At 40.5% G+C, this 16,366-nt stretch carries 15 protein-coding genes; 1 reads left to right on the forward strand and 14 read right to left on the reverse strand.

Going from position 1 to position 16,366, the window contains the following annotated elements:
• Window positions 1-527: 527 nt before the first annotated feature.
• The 6 genes from BSCG_RS0127090 to BSCG_RS26090 form a co-directional block, all read right to left on the reverse strand.
• Window positions 528-803 (reverse strand): WG repeat-containing protein, encoded by a 276-nt coding sequence (locus BSCG_RS0127090; protein WP_004311223.1) that lies wholly within the window; start codon window positions 801-803, stop codon window positions 528-530.
• Window positions 796-939 (reverse strand): hypothetical protein, encoded by a 144-nt coding sequence (locus BSCG_RS30295; protein ID WP_008774627.1) that lies wholly within the window; start codon window positions 937-939, stop codon window positions 796-798. Before BSCG_RS30295 ends, BSCG_RS0127090 begins: the two co-directional genes overlap by 8 nt.
• Window positions 939-1,184: a hypothetical protein gene (locus BSCG_RS26105; RefSeq protein ID WP_004300538.1), complete on the reverse strand. Its 246-nt coding sequence runs from the start codon at window positions 1,182-1,184 to the stop codon at window positions 939-941. The genes BSCG_RS30295 and BSCG_RS26105 overlap by 1 nt, the downstream gene beginning before the upstream one ends.
• A 136-nt stretch (window positions 1,185-1,320) precedes the next feature.
• Window positions 1,321-2,430, reverse strand: coding sequence for an AAA family ATPase (locus BSCG_RS26100; RefSeq protein ID WP_008774628.1), 1,110 nt, complete (start codon window positions 2,428-2,430; stop codon window positions 1,321-1,323).
• A gap of 2 nt (window positions 2,431-2,432) precedes the next feature.
• The gene (locus BSCG_RS26095) at window positions 2,433-3,140 is read right to left on the reverse strand and encodes an RNA ligase family protein (protein ID WP_004300543.1); all 708 of its coding nucleotides are present in this window, start codon (window positions 3,138-3,140) and stop codon (window positions 2,433-2,435) included.
• A gap of 42 nt (window positions 3,141-3,182) precedes the next feature.
• Window positions 3,183-4,580: an RtcB family protein gene (locus BSCG_RS26090; RefSeq protein WP_008774629.1), complete on the reverse strand. Its 1,398-nt coding sequence runs from the start codon at window positions 4,578-4,580 to the stop codon at window positions 3,183-3,185.
• A gap of 512 nt (window positions 4,581-5,092) precedes the next feature.
• On the opposite strand from BSCG_RS26090, the gene trxA reads away from it, so the two are divergent.
• Window positions 5,093-5,590: a thioredoxin gene (gene trxA / locus BSCG_RS26085; RefSeq protein WP_004304142.1), complete on the forward strand. Its 498-nt coding sequence runs from the start codon at window positions 5,093-5,095 to the stop codon at window positions 5,588-5,590.
• Window positions 5,591-5,672: 82 nt separating this feature from the next.
• Here trxA and BSCG_RS26080 read toward each other — a convergent pair whose 3' ends face one another.
• The 8 genes from BSCG_RS26080 to BSCG_RS26045 all read right to left on the reverse strand — a co-directional run.
• Entirely contained in the window at window positions 5,673-6,812 is a 1,140-nt protein-coding gene (locus BSCG_RS26080) for a metallophosphoesterase (protein ID WP_008774631.1), read from the reverse strand.
• A gap of 20 nt (window positions 6,813-6,832) precedes the next feature.
• The gene (locus tag BSCG_RS26075) at window positions 6,833-7,999 is read right to left on the reverse strand and encodes a metallophosphoesterase (RefSeq protein WP_008774632.1); all 1,167 of its coding nucleotides are present in this window, start codon (window positions 7,997-7,999) and stop codon (window positions 6,833-6,835) included.
• 24 nt (window positions 8,000-8,023) lie between these two features.
• Window positions 8,024-9,481, reverse strand: a complete 1,458-nt coding sequence (locus BSCG_RS26070) for a RagB/SusD family nutrient uptake outer membrane protein (protein ID WP_008774633.1) — start codon at window positions 9,479-9,481, stop codon at window positions 8,024-8,026.
• Between the two features lie 26 nt (window positions 9,482-9,507).
• The gene (locus BSCG_RS26065) at window positions 9,508-12,885 is read right to left on the reverse strand and encodes a TonB-dependent receptor (RefSeq protein WP_008774634.1); all 3,378 of its coding nucleotides are present in this window, start codon (window positions 12,883-12,885) and stop codon (window positions 9,508-9,510) included.
• Between the two features lie 10 nt (window positions 12,886-12,895).
• Window positions 12,896-14,065, reverse strand: a complete 1,170-nt coding sequence (locus BSCG_RS26060) for a FecR family protein (protein ID WP_008774635.1) — start codon at window positions 14,063-14,065, stop codon at window positions 12,896-12,898.
• Window positions 14,066-14,150: 85 nt separating this feature from the next.
• Window positions 14,151-14,699 carry an RNA polymerase sigma-70 factor gene (locus tag BSCG_RS26055; RefSeq protein WP_004304159.1) on the reverse strand — a complete coding sequence of 183 codons (549 nt, stop codon included), beginning with the start codon at window positions 14,697-14,699 and terminating at the stop codon, window positions 14,151-14,153.
• Window positions 14,700-14,763: 64 nt separating this feature from the next.
• Complete coding sequence (locus BSCG_RS26050) at window positions 14,764-15,480, reverse strand: LytR/AlgR family response regulator transcription factor (RefSeq protein WP_004300562.1); 717 nt, start codon at window positions 15,478-15,480, stop codon at window positions 14,764-14,766.
• Window positions 15,477-16,366: sensor histidine kinase (locus tag BSCG_RS26045; RefSeq protein ID WP_032849260.1), on the reverse strand; the 890-nt coding region annotated here is incomplete at its 5' end. The genes BSCG_RS26045 and BSCG_RS26050, both read right to left, overlap by 4 nt.

Genomic DNA, 16,366 nt, shown 5'->3' on the forward strand with positions numbered 1-16,366 from the left:
CTGTTAACAAAGCGTGATAATACTTCCGCTTAACCATTAGATATTAAAACATTTAGCTCGTTTTTGCACGGAAATGAATGAAACAGTGCGAAAATGAGTGAAACTGTATGGATTCGGTCATACATAGTGGAAAAAACATCTATCATACTATCATTCATTTTAGTAATGTTTAGTTCAAACTCCTATACTATGAATTAGTTCAAATCCATACAGTATTGTGAATACTACTAAAAAACACATGGCAGTTTAAGCAGATGTACTTAGTTAACTATATACATCTTGAGAATGTAAAATATTTGCAGAAACGACTTAATGCAGGATCCGATGAAGAAAATAGCAGTAAAGCACTGATATAAACCGGTTCTTCTTGGTAGAAAACGTACGAAAAGTGCCAGAAATAAGCAATCACCTTTACTACAGCATTAGCGTAGTGAGGGTGATTTCAACTTATTCTCTCTCACATCTTTCCTTGAAACTGTTAAATATAACTACAAATAATTTTTAAATATCTTATCTATTATACTTTTCTAAAGCATCACTTCCATAATAGGTGTTTCTCTATCATATTTATAATATCTCTTATCTTTACGCACATAAATATATCTAATATACTCATAACCTGTAGCACACCATTCCTCAATATCAAATCTAATATCATCATATTCGAAAGGAAGCACTAATCTATTATTTATATCAACAGCTCCATATTTACTATCCTTAGTTACTATTACAACATCTTTAGTTACATAATCCAAACTATCATATTCTGTAGGAAGTAATACTTTACCGATATAATCAATCAATTCCCACTTTTTTATCTTTCACAACATAATGCGCGGAAGGCCCATATTCCCACCATGAAGAAATCGAATCATACTCGCAGGGAATTAGCTGCTCACCATCCTTCATCACCACTCCCACCTTATCCTGCCTCTTCACTACAAGGCTTTTTCAGCCAAGACCAAATTAAAGTCATCATCAGCTGAAATTTCCTGTAATTTTCCAAAGCCGAAAATAGTATCTCCTTTATTATCCAGCCAAGCATAACCACGTTCACCACACAAAATAACGCCCCATTTCCCTTCCTGAATATATATGATATCGTTCTCTTCTTGTGCATATCCTATAGAAGATACTAATAAAGAGAATAAAAGTAAAATATAAGTTTTAACTATGTGTTCCATGATATCAGAATTACAACCATCATAATATTCTCAAATATAACGGATATAATTCTGATACACAATAATTCTTCTAACAAATAACAATTCTATTTCTCATCATCAAATGAGTGGCTCTAGAATCAACTTTTCACGTTGCTTATACCACATGATATACGACTTCATGCGCTTCCGCCAGTTGAGGAACCTCCAGTTTATCCAACATTTTATCTAAAACAGATTCAGGAAGTGCATATTCCCTGCTTTTATTTTGTTGACGCCAAATGTGGTATGGTTGTTCCAGATAGACTATCTTTACTTTTGCACCATAATCAACAAACAAATCAATCAATTGAGCACGCATCTGACGAGTTATGTTAGTAGCATTCCAAACAAACTCCTGACCTTTGCGGAGATACGTTCTGGCTTCCTCTTTCGCTGTTTGCACTACCCATCCATTCGCAGACTTATCCGTAGGACTCAATTTGTGTTTTCGACGAATGACGTCCAAACTCACCACCGGAACATCTATGCCAGCAGATTGAATATAATAATCCTTCCCCATTCCCGGAAGTCCTGACAACATCGTCACTTCACATTTAAACTGTTCGTGAGGGACATAATCAATATAACTGTCTTCAGTATGGAAGTAATGAAAACGTGCATAATCAGTGGCAAATTCTCTTGGTTTCTTCCAACAATCCTGTTCACGGCAGAAAATCTCAAACAGTTCCAGTGCTTCCAGCAGTTCATTCTTATCTTCACAAATGCGTCCTCTGATATCAGCGTCGGCCAACATCTTTAGTAATAAAGTATCTACCCGTAAAGAAGCTTCACAGAGTTTCTTCACAGAGTCAGGCTTCTCCATCAGCCAAACAGGTAATCCATGGTACCGGACTAAAGATGCAATCTGTTCCCGGATATGGAATGGAGCAGGACAATCCCGGTATAAAATAGTGCGGACAGTGTACTCTCCTTTTCTGGCATGTCCTTTAGCAGATACCCGCCCCTCTCCTTCATCCACGGAAGTTGAACGTTTTTCAACATCATGCAACAAGGCAGATGTCCAAATGATTTCTTTCTCCAAAGTAGAAAGAGAATGATAAGCGGAAGACTGCTGCAATGCCTCCAACACCATACGGGTATGTTCGGCTACACTTCCCTCGGCATGATAACGAATATCCTGCTGAACAGTATTCATTTCGCGCACCCACTCGAACAGTTGTTCGAGTGAGCACCACGATTTATCTTCTATCAATTTCCAATTCATCTTTATTCCTCCTTTTCATTATTAAATTCCCAAACAAGCGGGGCACGCTTCCAGTTACGTGTCCAATGCTCGTCTGTTTTAACATGTCCTTTCCGCACATACTTAAATACATTATGTGCAAATTCGCTTACCAGATATTCTCCGACATTGCGGCTGACTACTCCCTCACGGGTACAAACCTCTTTCGTCCACGGTTCACAAGAGCCGAAGATAGCCGGTTCTTGTGACATACGGATGATTTCCTGTTTTAATAGTTCCGGTGTCAAACCGGAAACAGACTCTATCTTCAACTCCGGAACAGTAGGAAAGTCGAATAAAGCTGCATAAAACTTTACTTCTTCCCACGACAGCCACTGATCCATACAGCGGACTGCAAAAACATAAAAATGCGTTTCTAATCGCTGATATTCTATGGAATGTACGGCATATAGATTCTCTCCAAAGATTTCTATATCACCCAAATCATTCTTTATCAATTCCCAACGCTCACGCAGTTGCCTCGTCCAAGGTGAAGTAGTAGGAGCAGCATGCGAACGGGCAAAAACACCCCACTGACTTAAACAATTATTCTCTCCATCCAGCTTCTCGGTATGCACCAATGTCCGAATCCGTTGGATGTCCTCCCAATACGTATGGTTAATCCGGTCGTCACTAGTCGTTCCGGGAGAGAACGGATAGTGATAAGTGCGACCATATTTCTCTGATATCATTTCTTTCTTTTTTTTAATTAAATACTAATTTCTTTCATCACATCACTCCTTATTCATTCGAACGATGCGAGGCATAAATTTACCCTGCACTTCCACCAGCGTTTCCTGTGTATACATCACTCTGTCAATATCTTTATATGCCAGTGGCATTTCTTCCACGCTCCCACCAATCAAAGTCACTCCCGCCTGCGACAGTAGTTTCTTCAAAGCCGATTGCGTAAAACTATCTTTTGCCTTCTGGCGGGACATCGCCCTGCCGGCTCCATGAGAAGCCGAATTTAAAGCAGCTTCCATCCCTTTGCCACAAACCAGATAACCTGCAGTAGCCATGCTACCGGGAATCAATCCCGCTTGTCCTTTCTGTGCCGGAGTAGCTCCTTTGCGATGCACGATTGCCATACGCCCCGGTGCTATTTCCTCTCTCCAAGCGAAGTTATGATGGTTGTTGACATTAGCGAGCGGCTTCAACCCTAATGCTTTCGCCAAATTCAAATGAATTCGCTCATGACAGGCACGGGCATAATCACCTGCCAGATTCATACTCATCCAATACTCCTGCCCCGCTTCAGTGTTTAAATCCAGCCAGGCAAAATGCTGTGCTTCACGGGGAAGCCTGCACACTTCACGTGCCAACAGGCTGTAATGTTTGGCAATGGCAGCTCCCAATCCTCGTGAACCGGAATGTGACAACAATGCCAGATAATTTCCTTCTGGAAGATTCAACACGTTATTTTCTTGCAGAGCGATCTCGCCGAACTCCACAAAATGATTGCCACCACCGGAACTCCCCAGTTGACGTACTGCCTTTCCATGCAAATCTCTCAACAAAGGCGTCAAACGGAATTCTTCCCTATCCAACACCTCATGTTCTTGCTCAAAACCCAATCCGCCATCCATACCGAAATGAGTGAAATCTTTCAAGGCTTCTTTCATCTGATAGGTATATCGTTTCAGGAAGTCGGCGCTGGCATCAAATACCGTCAGGCTCATCCAACAACCGATATCAACGCCTACGGCATACGGAATCACTACATTATCCGTAGCAAGCACTCCACCGATAGGTAACCCGTATCCGGCATGAGCGTCAGGCATCAATGCTCCGGCCACCGTTACAGGTAAGCGCATAGCCAGGTTCATCTGTTGTTTGGCAAGCGTTTCGATAAATTTACCTCCATAGGTTTTATACATCAACGGCTCATCCAATAAATCATAAGCTATAAACTCTTTCGCTATGATAGTAGGCGAAAGGCGTTCGGCCAGCTTATTCCAAATTTCATTATTTTTGTAAAATTCGGGATGCTCGAGTATATCGCTCAATGTCATTTCAATCTGTTCTTTAGTGTCGTATTTGCAATGTTTGCTCACAATGTCCACTACCAGACTACGGGCAACATTATCCCGGTATCCCAGTTTGCTTAAATCTTTTAATCGTATTCCCATACTCTTTTTTCGTTCGCATACAGCATTCCCTGTTGGCCTCACCGGCAGACAACAATGTAATACACGTAATACCAATGCTTTGGATATGGATATGAAATACCCCACCACCGCATTAAAGTGATTAATTTAAAATATAAAAAGTGATTGCAGGACTAATCAACGATTACCGCTTGTTAGTAGAATTGCGGTCAATATAAGAACCATAGGTTCAGTGTAAAAACAATAAGTTGCAAAGCCTCATCCTCCCGACGAGACAACTTAGTCCTAATTTGAAAATATTATAGCTCCAACATAATTAATACCCTTTCCATCTGTTTTTAAAGGGTGAATACTCATTTTATCGCGGCAAAAGTAGTGCTTATTTTTATTTCCTCCAAAGAATAATAGACAAATTTTAGCGTTCAGTAACTATCCGAGGGAAGTTTTGCCAAGAGTTTCTGTCAAATTGCTATTTTTTACTCCCTTTATATCCCCTATCTTTGCAACAGAGAAAACAAAAAGAAAGATAGTATATGAAACTAATGAAAGGTTTATTGAGTGCTTTTGCCGTTGTATTGGCAACCACAGCTTGTGCAGGCAACAGCGGAGAAAATAAAAAGAGTAATGAATCAACAAAGGAGGACAATAAAATGGAAGTAGTAGCATTAAATAAAGCAGATTTTTTAAAGAAAGTATATAATTATGAAGCCAATCCGAACGATTGGAAATTTGAGGGCAGCCGTCCTGCTATCGTAGATTTCTATGCTACCTGGTGTGGTCCATGTAAGGTGATGCACCCGATTCTGGAAGAACTGAGCAAAGAATATAGCGGTAAAGTAGATATCTATCAGATTGATGTGGACAAAGAACAAGATCTAGCAGCGGCATTCGGTATCCGCAGCATCCCTACCTTATTGATGATTCCTATGAAAGAGGAACCTAGAATCATGCAGGGAGCTATGCCCAAAGACCAGCTTAAAAAAGCAATTGATGAATTTCTTCTGAAACAAAATAACGAAGCAAAGCAATAGACTTCGACTTTTTTCTCGTCATGGTGACTACCCTCTATTCGTCTTTTGAAGATGGATAGGGGGCTAGTTCTAGTTAAACTCATTATAGTTTTCTCTGAACCCCGTCGTCACCAACGACGTAATAAACTCCATTGTCTATCAATACAGCCCGTCCACGCTTTTTCTTCCGATTCTCCTTATTGTCAACATTGACAGCGATGACTTTACCATTATAAAAGGTTGAAATATCCTTGAAGATAGTGTGCCCCACAAGGATATGTTTTACCATATAACGATCCAACATCATTTGTAAAGAGTCCTGTACCAACGGTTTATACTTGGGATCTTCTCTCACCAGGCCGCGATACCAGATCGGACCGTCATTACCATACAGAAAATCAGTCAGTGGAGAAAGCGCCTTACGCTCTTTTTTGCTCATGAAAAGTGCCCGGCTCATTTCCTCGTTCACAGTGGGGATATTCAAGTCCTTATCATAGAATAATTTTCCTAATCCGGCATGTACATATAAATCGGTTCCAATGATTTGCATTGTATTACGTGTTGCAAGCCAACGGCCTAATTCGGTATTTGTGCCGAATAATGAAGGATATTCCACTCCCAGTTTTTCTGCCAGCAATTTATATTTATCTTTTGTATAGCGAAGATCGTTGGACAACACCAGAGCCTCATGGTTTCCCAAAAGGAAAGAGACATGACCTCCCGCTTTAGCCGCTTCGTCTTCTAATTTATAGAACAGCCAGAAGATCTGCAGTACATCCTTGCCACGGTCGAAAACATCTCCGATAATCACCAAATGATTGCTACCGAAATTCCATTGATAGTTATCATTAATCACTCCATTTCCTTGTAACAGACTAATCACACAATCCAGCCGCCCATGAGGATCGGATATCACAAAAACTTTTTCCGGACGGGTATATTGCCACTCCGGTCTTTTCAATGGATGGAGTTTTACATCAAACGGATATCGTCCCTCATGGTCCGTCACACGGAAACTGAAATCTTTAGGTAATGTCGCATAAGTCTTGTCTGTAATCCGTCCTTTCTTATTGACATTAATAACCCGCGTACTACCGTCTGCCTGATAGAGTATATAGGGTCCGTCACCAGATAATTTTTCTTTTTTCTTATCTCCTGAATGATAAGTTCTGGCCTGAATGCCGGAACTTATTAAAACGAGAACAAGAGTAGAAAGAAATAATCTCAAAAAACGAGTGCTCATATTCTTTTCTTGCTTGAAGTTTATTTTTTAATCGTTACTAATTCTCCTTCGTCATTGATGGCTTTAATATCATCTCCTTCAATAACCACAGCACGAGTCTCTTTTTCAAAAGCCTTGGGATGATTAACACAAATATCATATACCTTTTTATTATAGGTATACTTCACACGACTATTTTCCGTATGACCGATAATAATACGTTTGACATCATATTGAGCCAGAAGTTTATCTACATCCGCTTCCTTTATCGGACTGTACTCACTGCCAGTCTTAACCATTCCACGATACCACAACGGACCGTTATAACTATCACTATAAAGGAAATCGGCAATATCCGGATATTGTTTTTTCCGTTCCTCTTTTGAAAGGTAAATGCTCTTGCTCACCAGTTCATTGATTTCGGGAATCGTCTCTTCGCGTTCCATAAACACCTTACTCAATCCTGCATGAACATAAAGGTTTTCACCTACAATCTGAATGGTGTTTTTAGAACGCAGCCAGTTACCCATCACATTCGTCAGTCCCCACATCTTTCCATAGGTCATGTTCATCGCTCTTTGCGAAAGAGTGTTGTACTTGGCATACGTATATTTCAAGTTATCACGCATTATCATTTCTTCGTGATCCCCCAAGATGGTTGTCACTCTGCCACCAACAGCTTTCGCCTCAAATTCCAATTTGTATATGAGCCATAAAATAGGAAGTACGTCTGCTCCACGATCGAAAATATCACCATCAATCACCAAATGGTTACTGCCATATATCCATTCATATTTATCATTAATCACTTCCCCTGTTTTCAGAATAGCAGCAAACAAGTCGAAACGCCCGTGAAGGTCGGATACGGCAAATGTTTTAGCATACTCGGTACGGTCTTCCCATGCCGGACGTTCAAAATTCTCAATCTTATTAATGGGTACCTGAAAAAGGAGTTGATTATCATCCGAATACACATCCAGTTTCAATCCGGCCGGTAATCCGGATTCTTCACGAATGTTCAATGCATTATCTTTAGTCACTTCCAGAATTTTAAGTCTACCGTTTTCATAGAAAAGGTAAGGACCATCATTACGGAAATGAGTGATTTCAGCTATATCCGGTCCCACGGGAGTCAGATCTTCCCCGCACGAATAAAAGGCCGTGATGAACAAACCCAAAAGGAAATAGATGCTATATATCTTTTTCATAATTTCTATACGTTAATGCGTTAATTAATGCAATTCATATTCCGGATTCTGAACCATATTCTCATTGTACTCCATTTCGTGGTTAGGAACAGGAAGAACGATTTTATAATAACTCCAATCAAACTCTACCGCTTCATTGGGAACTTCGCTCAAATAATCTTCACGTATCACTTTCTTGTTATTTCTAAGTAAATCAAAGAAACGTTGTCCCTCTCCCCAGAATTCAATGCGACGCTGTTCAAGCACCAGATCCAGATTTATATCTTCATCTGCCACGGCATCCAGATCCTTACCCGTACGTGCATAAATAGGTTTCAGATACTTGCGCGTATTAGGTATATCATTCCTCTTAATCGCAGCTTCAGCCGCATTCAGATAGAGTTCCGACAGACGGAAAACCGGGATATTGGCATCTTCATACGATTTAGAACCTTGGGCCGGATATTTCAAGCAATAAGGTTTACTGCTACTTGCCGTAGACACCATCTGACTACGAACATCATCGGAATTGTCTTTCATGTAGTCTTTCCAATACTTTTCGGTAGCTATCAGATTATATTTGGTGCTAAGATAACCGATGGATGATTTTCCCGGACTATCAGTTGTCAGATTCACAATTTCGAACAACAGTTCACTATTGAACGGAGTAGCCCATATCTTGGCATATTCATCATTGGTCCACAACTTATAGCCTTGTTTTTCCGCACCTTTGATAGCTTCGGCAGCCACATCGTATGCCTCTTTGTCATTCCCCATATAGAGATAAACCCGGCTTAATAATGTCATTGCCCCCCATTTATTGATCTTACCCTCTTTCTTTACCGGACGAAGCAGCTTCACCGCATCTGTCAGGTCGTCTGTGATGGCCTTATAACATTGGGCGGTCGTATTGCGGGAAGGTTTGATATTCTTATCTTCTACCACTTTATCAATAATGGGCACAGCCAGTGATGCCCCGTTATCTTTCAGATAAGGATACCCGTAAATACGTGTCATATCGAACAGCAACAAGGCACGTATTGCCAAAGCCTCTCCTTTCAAGTCATTATAATACTCCTGCTCTGTCAGCTTCTCCAGTTTCGGAGTTGTAATTTCCCGATCGGGAACAAGCTTTATCTTTTCAATATCCCGGAATAAAATGTTCAGGTTCTTACCAATACCGTAGTACATCCCCCAGAAACCACTAGGTCCATTCGTCTTATTGTACTTGAATGTATAGAAACTGACATTGGTGCTGGAAGACTTATAAGATTTCATGTCATCTCCCCTCAAATCACCATAACAGAACATATCTGCTCCATAATAACTGGATGACTGCATACTGCTGTATGCACCGTTCAGCACAAATTCAAAATCTCTTAATTCGATCAATGAACCATCAGTTTCTATAGCTGTGGAAGATTGCAAATCCAACCAATCATTTCCGCAACTACTCAATAAGGTTGCAAAGGCACCTAAAGCTATATATTTTATCTTTTTCATACTTATTCATTTATAGATTAATGCACTTAGAATTTCACTTCCAAACCGAATATATAAGTTCTCATCGGAGGAGTATCCCAACTAGGTGATGAACCCGATTCGGGGTCAATATAATCGTATGCCGCCCAAGTTAACAGGTTATTGCCCGATGCATACAGACGTATATTGTCTATACCCACTTTCCGGGTCCATGTCTTCGGCAGTGTAAAGCCGAAAGTCAGATTCTTCAGACGAACATAATCTCCACTGTATAAACGACGTGTGGTAGCATAATCGGTCATGGAAATTGATCTACCGACTACAAAACGTTCAATACTCGTTTCATCACCCTCTTTCTGCCAGCGTTTCCGGTAATAAATAGGAATATTCAGCGTTCCATCGCCACCGTGTTCCAGTTTGCCTGCCGCGCCGTCATAGTTCCATGCCCCAAAAGAGAAATTCACGTTAAAATTCAGATCAAACCACTTATAAGAGATGCTGTTACCCAGTCCACCGGTGATAGTAGGATCGGCACATTGCAGTATCACTTTTTCCGCACTACGCGGATCTTTAGTAGTTTCTTTGTTCAGATTTCCATTTTCATCCGTCGTATTCTTATAGAACATCGGTTCACCGTCTACCGGGTCGATGCCTGCAAATTCAATCATATAATAGGTAGAATAGGGCAAACCTACCTTATGAATAGATGTTCCGCTGGTTACTTGTTTCAAATCTCCGTCCAACTTCAGGATTTTATTGGCATTATGTCCCAGATTCAAACTAGTGCTCCAACGAAAATCTTTTGTCTCGATATTAGTTGAACGAATTTCCAATTCATATCCCTTGTTTTGTAATTTACCTATGTTGGCAAGATAACTTGAGAAACCTGTTGCAAGAGATAATGGCCGGCTGTAAAGCAGATTTTTCGTTGTACGAACGTAATATTCAAATGTAACATTCAGTCTGTTGTCGAAGAATCCCAAGTCAATACCGGAGTTGAAGTTATAGTTGGTTTCCCAAGTCAGTTCCTTGTTTTCCAGTTGCGACTGCGTGATACCCGGATTATCGTTATAATTACTAGTCAGACTGCTCAATCCCATATATCCATAATAAGAAGACGGCAGAGTTCCGTTCACACCGTAAGAAACTCTAAGTTTCAAGTCACTTAACCAGTTCTGAAGAGGTTTCATAAAACTCTCGCTACTCACTCTCCATGCACCGGACAATGACCAGAAATTTCCCCAACGATTCTCTCTTGCCAATCGCGAACTTCCGTCTGTTCTCCAACTCGCTCCCAGATAGTATTTGTTGTCATAATCATAGTTGGCACGTGTAATATAAGAGACAATACGCGTCGTACTGTTAGAACCTCCCATACTCTGATACACTACACCATTGTTGACTTCCGGTTTATCCCAGCGTGCAAAATTAGAGATAGTAGTTCCCAGTCCATCCGACTCCTTACTGTTGATTTCATAACCAGCCAAAAGGTCCAGATTATGTTTTTTCTTGATCTTTGTCTGATAAGTCAGAATATTAGACCATGTCATATTGGTAATATCATTATAATCTTTGCTGAAACGTCCGTTATCATCGTCACCGTCACTGGTACGCGGGTCTTTCCATGCACGAGACTTGTTCATCACAAAATCATAACTGAATGTAGACGCAAACTTGATTCCTTTCCAAATATCGAATGATGCATATACGGTATTGAAAGAACGGGTCGCATATTCTCTCTTAAAATTATAAGAATTTGATAACATCGGATTACGGTCATCCAATTTGATTAATGCACGGTTCCAGGTACCGTCTTCATTCCATATAGGGTCAGACGGTGTGGCTCCATTACGCGTACCGTAAATTGGAGAAGTATACGATGTCCCTTCCGAATAAGTATCCTGATTCACTTTGGAGAACTGTATCTTTGCACCGATATTCATCCATTTAGCCATCTGATAGTCTACATTCAAACGTGCAGAAATACGTTCCAGACCGGAGTTTATCGTAACACCATCCTGCTTCATATAGCCGATGGACGTATAGTATTTAATCTTTTCCTGTCCGCCGGAAGCTGAAAACTCGTAATTCTGGTGGCTACCGTTACGGAACAGATAATCATCCCAATTCACAAAACCACACCAAGGGATCGGTGCATACTGGTCAATATTCGAATCGGCATAAGCCCATGCTTCATTCTCGGTCATCCCCTGATGAAGTCCTACCTCATCATCGGTCTTACCACTATAAGTTAAAGCATAATTTCGAAGCCCCTCGTGGATCAGGTTACGACGTTCCTGTCCGCCCATCAATTCGCGGAAAGGCATGGCAAAATTAGAGAATCCCCAATCCGATTTCAATTTAAAGACCGGTTTACCTGCTTTTCCTTGTTTCGTAGTAATAATGACAACGCCATTTGCTGCACGTGAACCATAAAGTGAAGCAGCAGCGGCATCCTTGATAACAGTGATGCTTTCAATATCCGATGTATTCAAGGTAGACATTACATCCAAACCGGAATCACTACCAGATGCACCAATATTACCCGACAATACGGGAACACCATCCACTACATACAGCGGAGAATTGGAGGCATTGAACGAACCCATACCACGGATACGGATGGACGTTGACGAACCCGGTATACCCGAACCGGTATTTACGCTGACACCGGGAGCCGCCCCCTCCAACATCTGTTGGAAAGATACATTAGGCACATCTTTCACAGCATCTGTCTTTACGATACTGGCAGAACCTGCATAAGCCGATTTCTTGAAAGTACCATATCCCGTTACAATTACTTCGTCCAACAGGTTATTATCCACTTTCAGGATTATGCTCATCGGCTTGCCGGGAGTTGCAACTACCTCCTGTGACGCATAACCGATATAAGAAACCATCAGAGTCACTTTCTTGTCTGTAACTTCCAGATGGAAATTACCATCCATATCAGTCATCATACCGTTAGTTGTACCTTTCACGATGACATTAGCTCCGATTATCGGCTCTCCACTATCTTCAATTACTTTCCCTGTAATCGTATATTTCTCACGTGCAACAGTTTCCGTCCTAACGGGTTCAGCCTTACGGATGGCAATTACTCCATCATGAACCGTATAAGTCAGTCCGCTATTTCGCAGGCATTTGTTAAGCACTTCAGAAATCAGTTCATTCTTCACATCCAGATTTTCCACTCTGACTTTCTTTGCATCATTTGTGCTGTAGATAAAGGTAAAGTCCGTTTGTTTCTGAATTTCCCAAAGAACTTCATTCAGTGTTACATTTCTGAATTTGGCTGTAACCGTGGTCTGTGCGAATACAGATGCGCGCATCAGCCCTGAAGTCGTAATACAGAGAAAAAGGAACATCATACAAAGACGTTTTCCATATTTCCCAAATCTGGCAACATTACGTAGTTTTTCCATAAAACAGGGATTAATGATTAGTGAATATTTTGATAGTTTTTCCTTCTACTGTGACAGTTACTCTACCCGTTTGCTCCAACAATTTCACCAATGGGGTAATCTCATTATAGCGGTTAACATAGCAACCGAAGCGTAACTCTTTCGTCGCCTCATTCTCATAGACTACATCCATATCATACCATCTGGCAAGAGTTTTCATGATGTCGTCCAATCGCTGGTCCTTGAAATTGATCTTTCCATGTATCCATGAAGTATAAAATGCAGTATCTACATTGCGTACATTGATCTGGTTGCTGCCTGGAGTAATACAAGCCTGTTCCGATGGTTTCAGAATCCGGTTGCTTCCATTTTCAGTCTGTACTTTTACCGAACCGCTGACAAGTGTAGTTTGATATTCTTCGTTTGCGTAAGCTGATATATTAAAAGTAGTTCCTAATACTTCTATTTTCATCCCTTTGGTTTGTACAATAAAAGGCTGTCCGGTTTTGCTTACTTCGAAATAGGCCTCTCCCTCCAATTCTACCAGACGGCAATCCTGTGCAAACTGAACAGGGAAACGGATGGAACTCATAGAATTCAACTGTACTTTACTTCCATCGCTCAACGTCAGCTGATATTCACCACCACGAGGAACGTTTACCTTATTATATGCAAGTTTTTCGGATGTCCGGGCGGGAGCCTGCTGATAATTCAATGCTGTAGAATCCACCTGAATGACTGTACCATCTTTTTCTTTCAATTCCACGCCGGAGGTAGACTTCAAATCAATTGCTTCTCCATTATCCAGAATAAGAACGGCTTTCTTACCACCCGGAACAATTTGTTTCGCTACTTGAGATAACGGCTGGGGTTCATTACCGCTCTTATATATTGCCACAGTAGCAATAACCACCGGAAAAATGAAAATAGCAGCATATTTACATATATTCAGTATCCGATGTCTGAACCGATGGCGTTGGATTTTTCTTTGCACTCCCTCCCATCCGTCCTCTGTATGGAAAGTTTGCCGCTTCTGCATATTCTGCTTTATGTTCTCTTCCTTGCAGATTTCCCGAAAAAGGCGTTCGTTTTCGGGCGATTCATTTCTCCACCGGGTCAGTTCTGCCTGTTCTTCTTCCTCGATTTCATCAGATAAGTATCTGGCAATGAGTCTTGCAATATAGAAATGTTGGTTTATCATAATTCACATGTTTTAATCGTTGTTTATACTAAAACAGGTGAATTGAAAATCAGGGTGTATTAAAAATGATTTTTTTTAAAAGAAACTATAAAAAGTAAAAAACCAGGTAGTAATAGTCTTTCAAATATACGCGTAATTTACGGTAGGCAATCTTTTTCTGGGAGTGTACCGTTTCGCCGGAAATATTCAGTGTTTCAGCAATTTCCGGATTGCTTTTTCCCTCAAGTGCCAGTTGCATAATGCTTTTCATCTGCGGTGGCAGTTTTTCAATGGCATCCACTAATATCCGGTAACTTTCTTCTGCTATGACCTTGTCTTGGAAAAAAGAGTCTTTACTCATTTCCTGAACTTTCTGTGCATACTCGTTCATGACCTTGGTATGTTCCAGTTCATTTAAAGATTTATTGCGTACCGACGTATAGAGGAATGATTTAATCTGATGCACATACATGAAATCATCGCGCAACTGCCACAACTTCACAAAACACTCCTGAACAATATCAGCCGCTAATGCATCATTTTCGACATACTGATTAGCAAACATACATAAAGATATGTAATATTTGTCGAATATAGAACGAAACTGCGTCTCATCAGTTAACTTAATACTAATATAGTCTGTTGTGCCAATCACGTATTCTTTATTTTGGTTACAAATATACCATTTGAAAATTATGTAACCAAACAAAAATGAAAAATCACAATCTTTGTTTCATTACAAAACCCTCAAAGAAGTCGTCCCGATAACTATTACCGATAGCAATTTCATACGATTTTATAAATATATCATTATTGTCAAATGACTCGATGTGATCGGTATTGACGATATAGGATTTATTCACCCGCAAAAAAATAGATTTTGGTAATAAATCGAATATGGCTTTCAGGCTCATGCGAGTAATGATACGCTGGTCGTTCAGTTGAAGAATGACGTAATCTTTCAATCCCTCAATAAAGAGAATATCGGAGAAATTCACCTTGAAATACCGGCGCTCTGCCTTTACAAAGAAATATTCAGCGGCAACAATCGTTTCGATAGCTTCTTTTTCTTCTTTCAATAATAGAGAATGATAGGATAACGCTTTATCCACCGCCTTTTGAAAACGTTCCGCTTCGACAGGCTTAATCAGATAGTCGATTGCATCTACTTCATAGCTATCCAACGCATATTCTGTATAGGCTGTGGTGAAAATAACCAGTGTCTTTTTGGAAATTGTACGGGCAAACTCTATTCCTGTAATCCCAGGCATCTGAATATCCAGAAAAACCAGATCGACTCCCTGTTGCTCCATAAAGTCGGAAGCAGTTGCAGCACTGTTAAAACTGCCTATCAACTGGAGGTTATCGGATTCTTCTATCAATAACTTCATGGCCTCACGTGCCAAGGGTTCATCATCTACAATGATACAATTCATAATGTTATACTTAAAATTACAAAATAGAGATTTTCATCTTCTCTTTGTTCCAACTTATAATGTTCAGGATACAGTAATCCTAACCTACGCTGGATATTGGCAAGTCCGATTCCACCGACTTTACCCTGCTGGACTGCAACAGCCGGTTTAGAATTCTCACACCGGAAATCCAGTCGGTGAGCATCCACCTTAAAAAAGACATGGACATACGAAGAATGCTCACTATCAAAACTATGTTTCACCGCATTTTCCACAAAAGGAATGAATAACAAAGGCTGAATCCAAATGGAATCCACTTCTCCCTCCTGCCTCAACGTAAACTGGAAATTGTCACGGCGTATCTTTTCCAAATTCAGATAGTCATTCAGGAAACGGATATCCGAAGCCAATGAAACTCTTTCACGCGAACTGTCGTTAATCTGATACCGTAGCAAATCTTCCAGTTTAAAAAGTACTTTGGAAGCTTCTTCCGGATTTCTCTTTATCAGGACATTGGCATTATTCAGCATATTGAAAAGAAAATGCGGGTTAATCTGATTCTTCAGAAATGTCAGTTCGGATTGCAAAGTAGTGGACTCGAGTTCGTCAATACGCAGATTATAACGCAACCAATGGGTAAACAAGGATATGGCTGCCGAACCTGCGGTAACAAAACCGATGGTCAGTATCCCCGAAAAAGTATTAATGAAAGTAGCGAATCTGCCAGGATCTTTTCCGGGCAGAATTACTTCAAAGAGTAATCCCTGGGTGACTGAAAGGAAGACGATGACTACCAAATTCGTCAGGACAGCCGCCAGGACATAGTGCCCCAAACGGTTCTTCAACAGAAAACAGGGTACTAATATATACAGGTTCATATAGATTACCGTATTAATGGAAACAAAAT

The organism is Bacteroides sp. 2_2_4 (assembly GCF_000157055.1).
In the GTDB taxonomy this organism is placed as follows: domain Bacteria; phylum Bacteroidota; class Bacteroidia; order Bacteroidales; family Bacteroidaceae; genus Bacteroides; species Bacteroides ovatus.

Bases quoted from the DNA above. Each gene is read 5' to 3' on its own strand.
- BSCG_RS26105 (WP_004300538.1), bottom strand. From the start codon at position 1,184: ATGGAACACATAGTTAAAACTTATATTTTACTTTTATTCTCTTTATTA.
- BSCG_RS26100 (WP_008774628.1), bottom strand. From the start codon at position 2,430: ATGAATTGGAAATTGATAGAAGATAAATCGTGGTGCTCACTCGAACAA.
- BSCG_RS26095 (WP_004300543.1), bottom strand. From the start codon at position 3,140: ATGATATCAGAGAAATATGGTCGCACTTATCACTATCCGTTCTCTCCC.
- BSCG_RS26090 (WP_008774629.1), bottom strand. From the start codon at position 4,580: ATGGGAATACGATTAAAAGATTTAAGCAAACTGGGATACCGGGATAAT.
- trxA (WP_004304142.1), top strand. From the start codon at position 5,093: ATGAAACTAATGAAAGGTTTATTGAGTGCTTTTGCCGTTGTATTGGCA.
- BSCG_RS26080 (WP_008774631.1), bottom strand. From the start codon at position 6,812: ATGAGCACTCGTTTTTTGAGATTATTTCTTTCTACTCTTGTTCTCGTT.
- BSCG_RS26075 (WP_008774632.1), bottom strand. From the start codon at position 7,999: ATGAAAAAGATATATAGCATCTATTTCCTTTTGGGTTTGTTCATCACG.
- BSCG_RS26070 (WP_008774633.1), bottom strand. From the start codon at position 9,481: ATGAAAAAGATAAAATATATAGCTTTAGGTGCCTTTGCAACCTTATTG.
- BSCG_RS26065 (WP_008774634.1), bottom strand. From the start codon at position 12,885: ATGGAAAAACTACGTAATGTTGCCAGATTTGGGAAATATGGAAAACGT.
- BSCG_RS26060 (WP_008774635.1), bottom strand. From the start codon at position 14,065: ATGATAAACCAACATTTCTATATTGCAAGACTCATTGCCAGATACTTA.
- BSCG_RS26050 (WP_004300562.1), bottom strand. From the start codon at position 15,480: ATGAATTGTATCATTGTAGATGATGAACCCTTGGCACGTGAGGCCATG.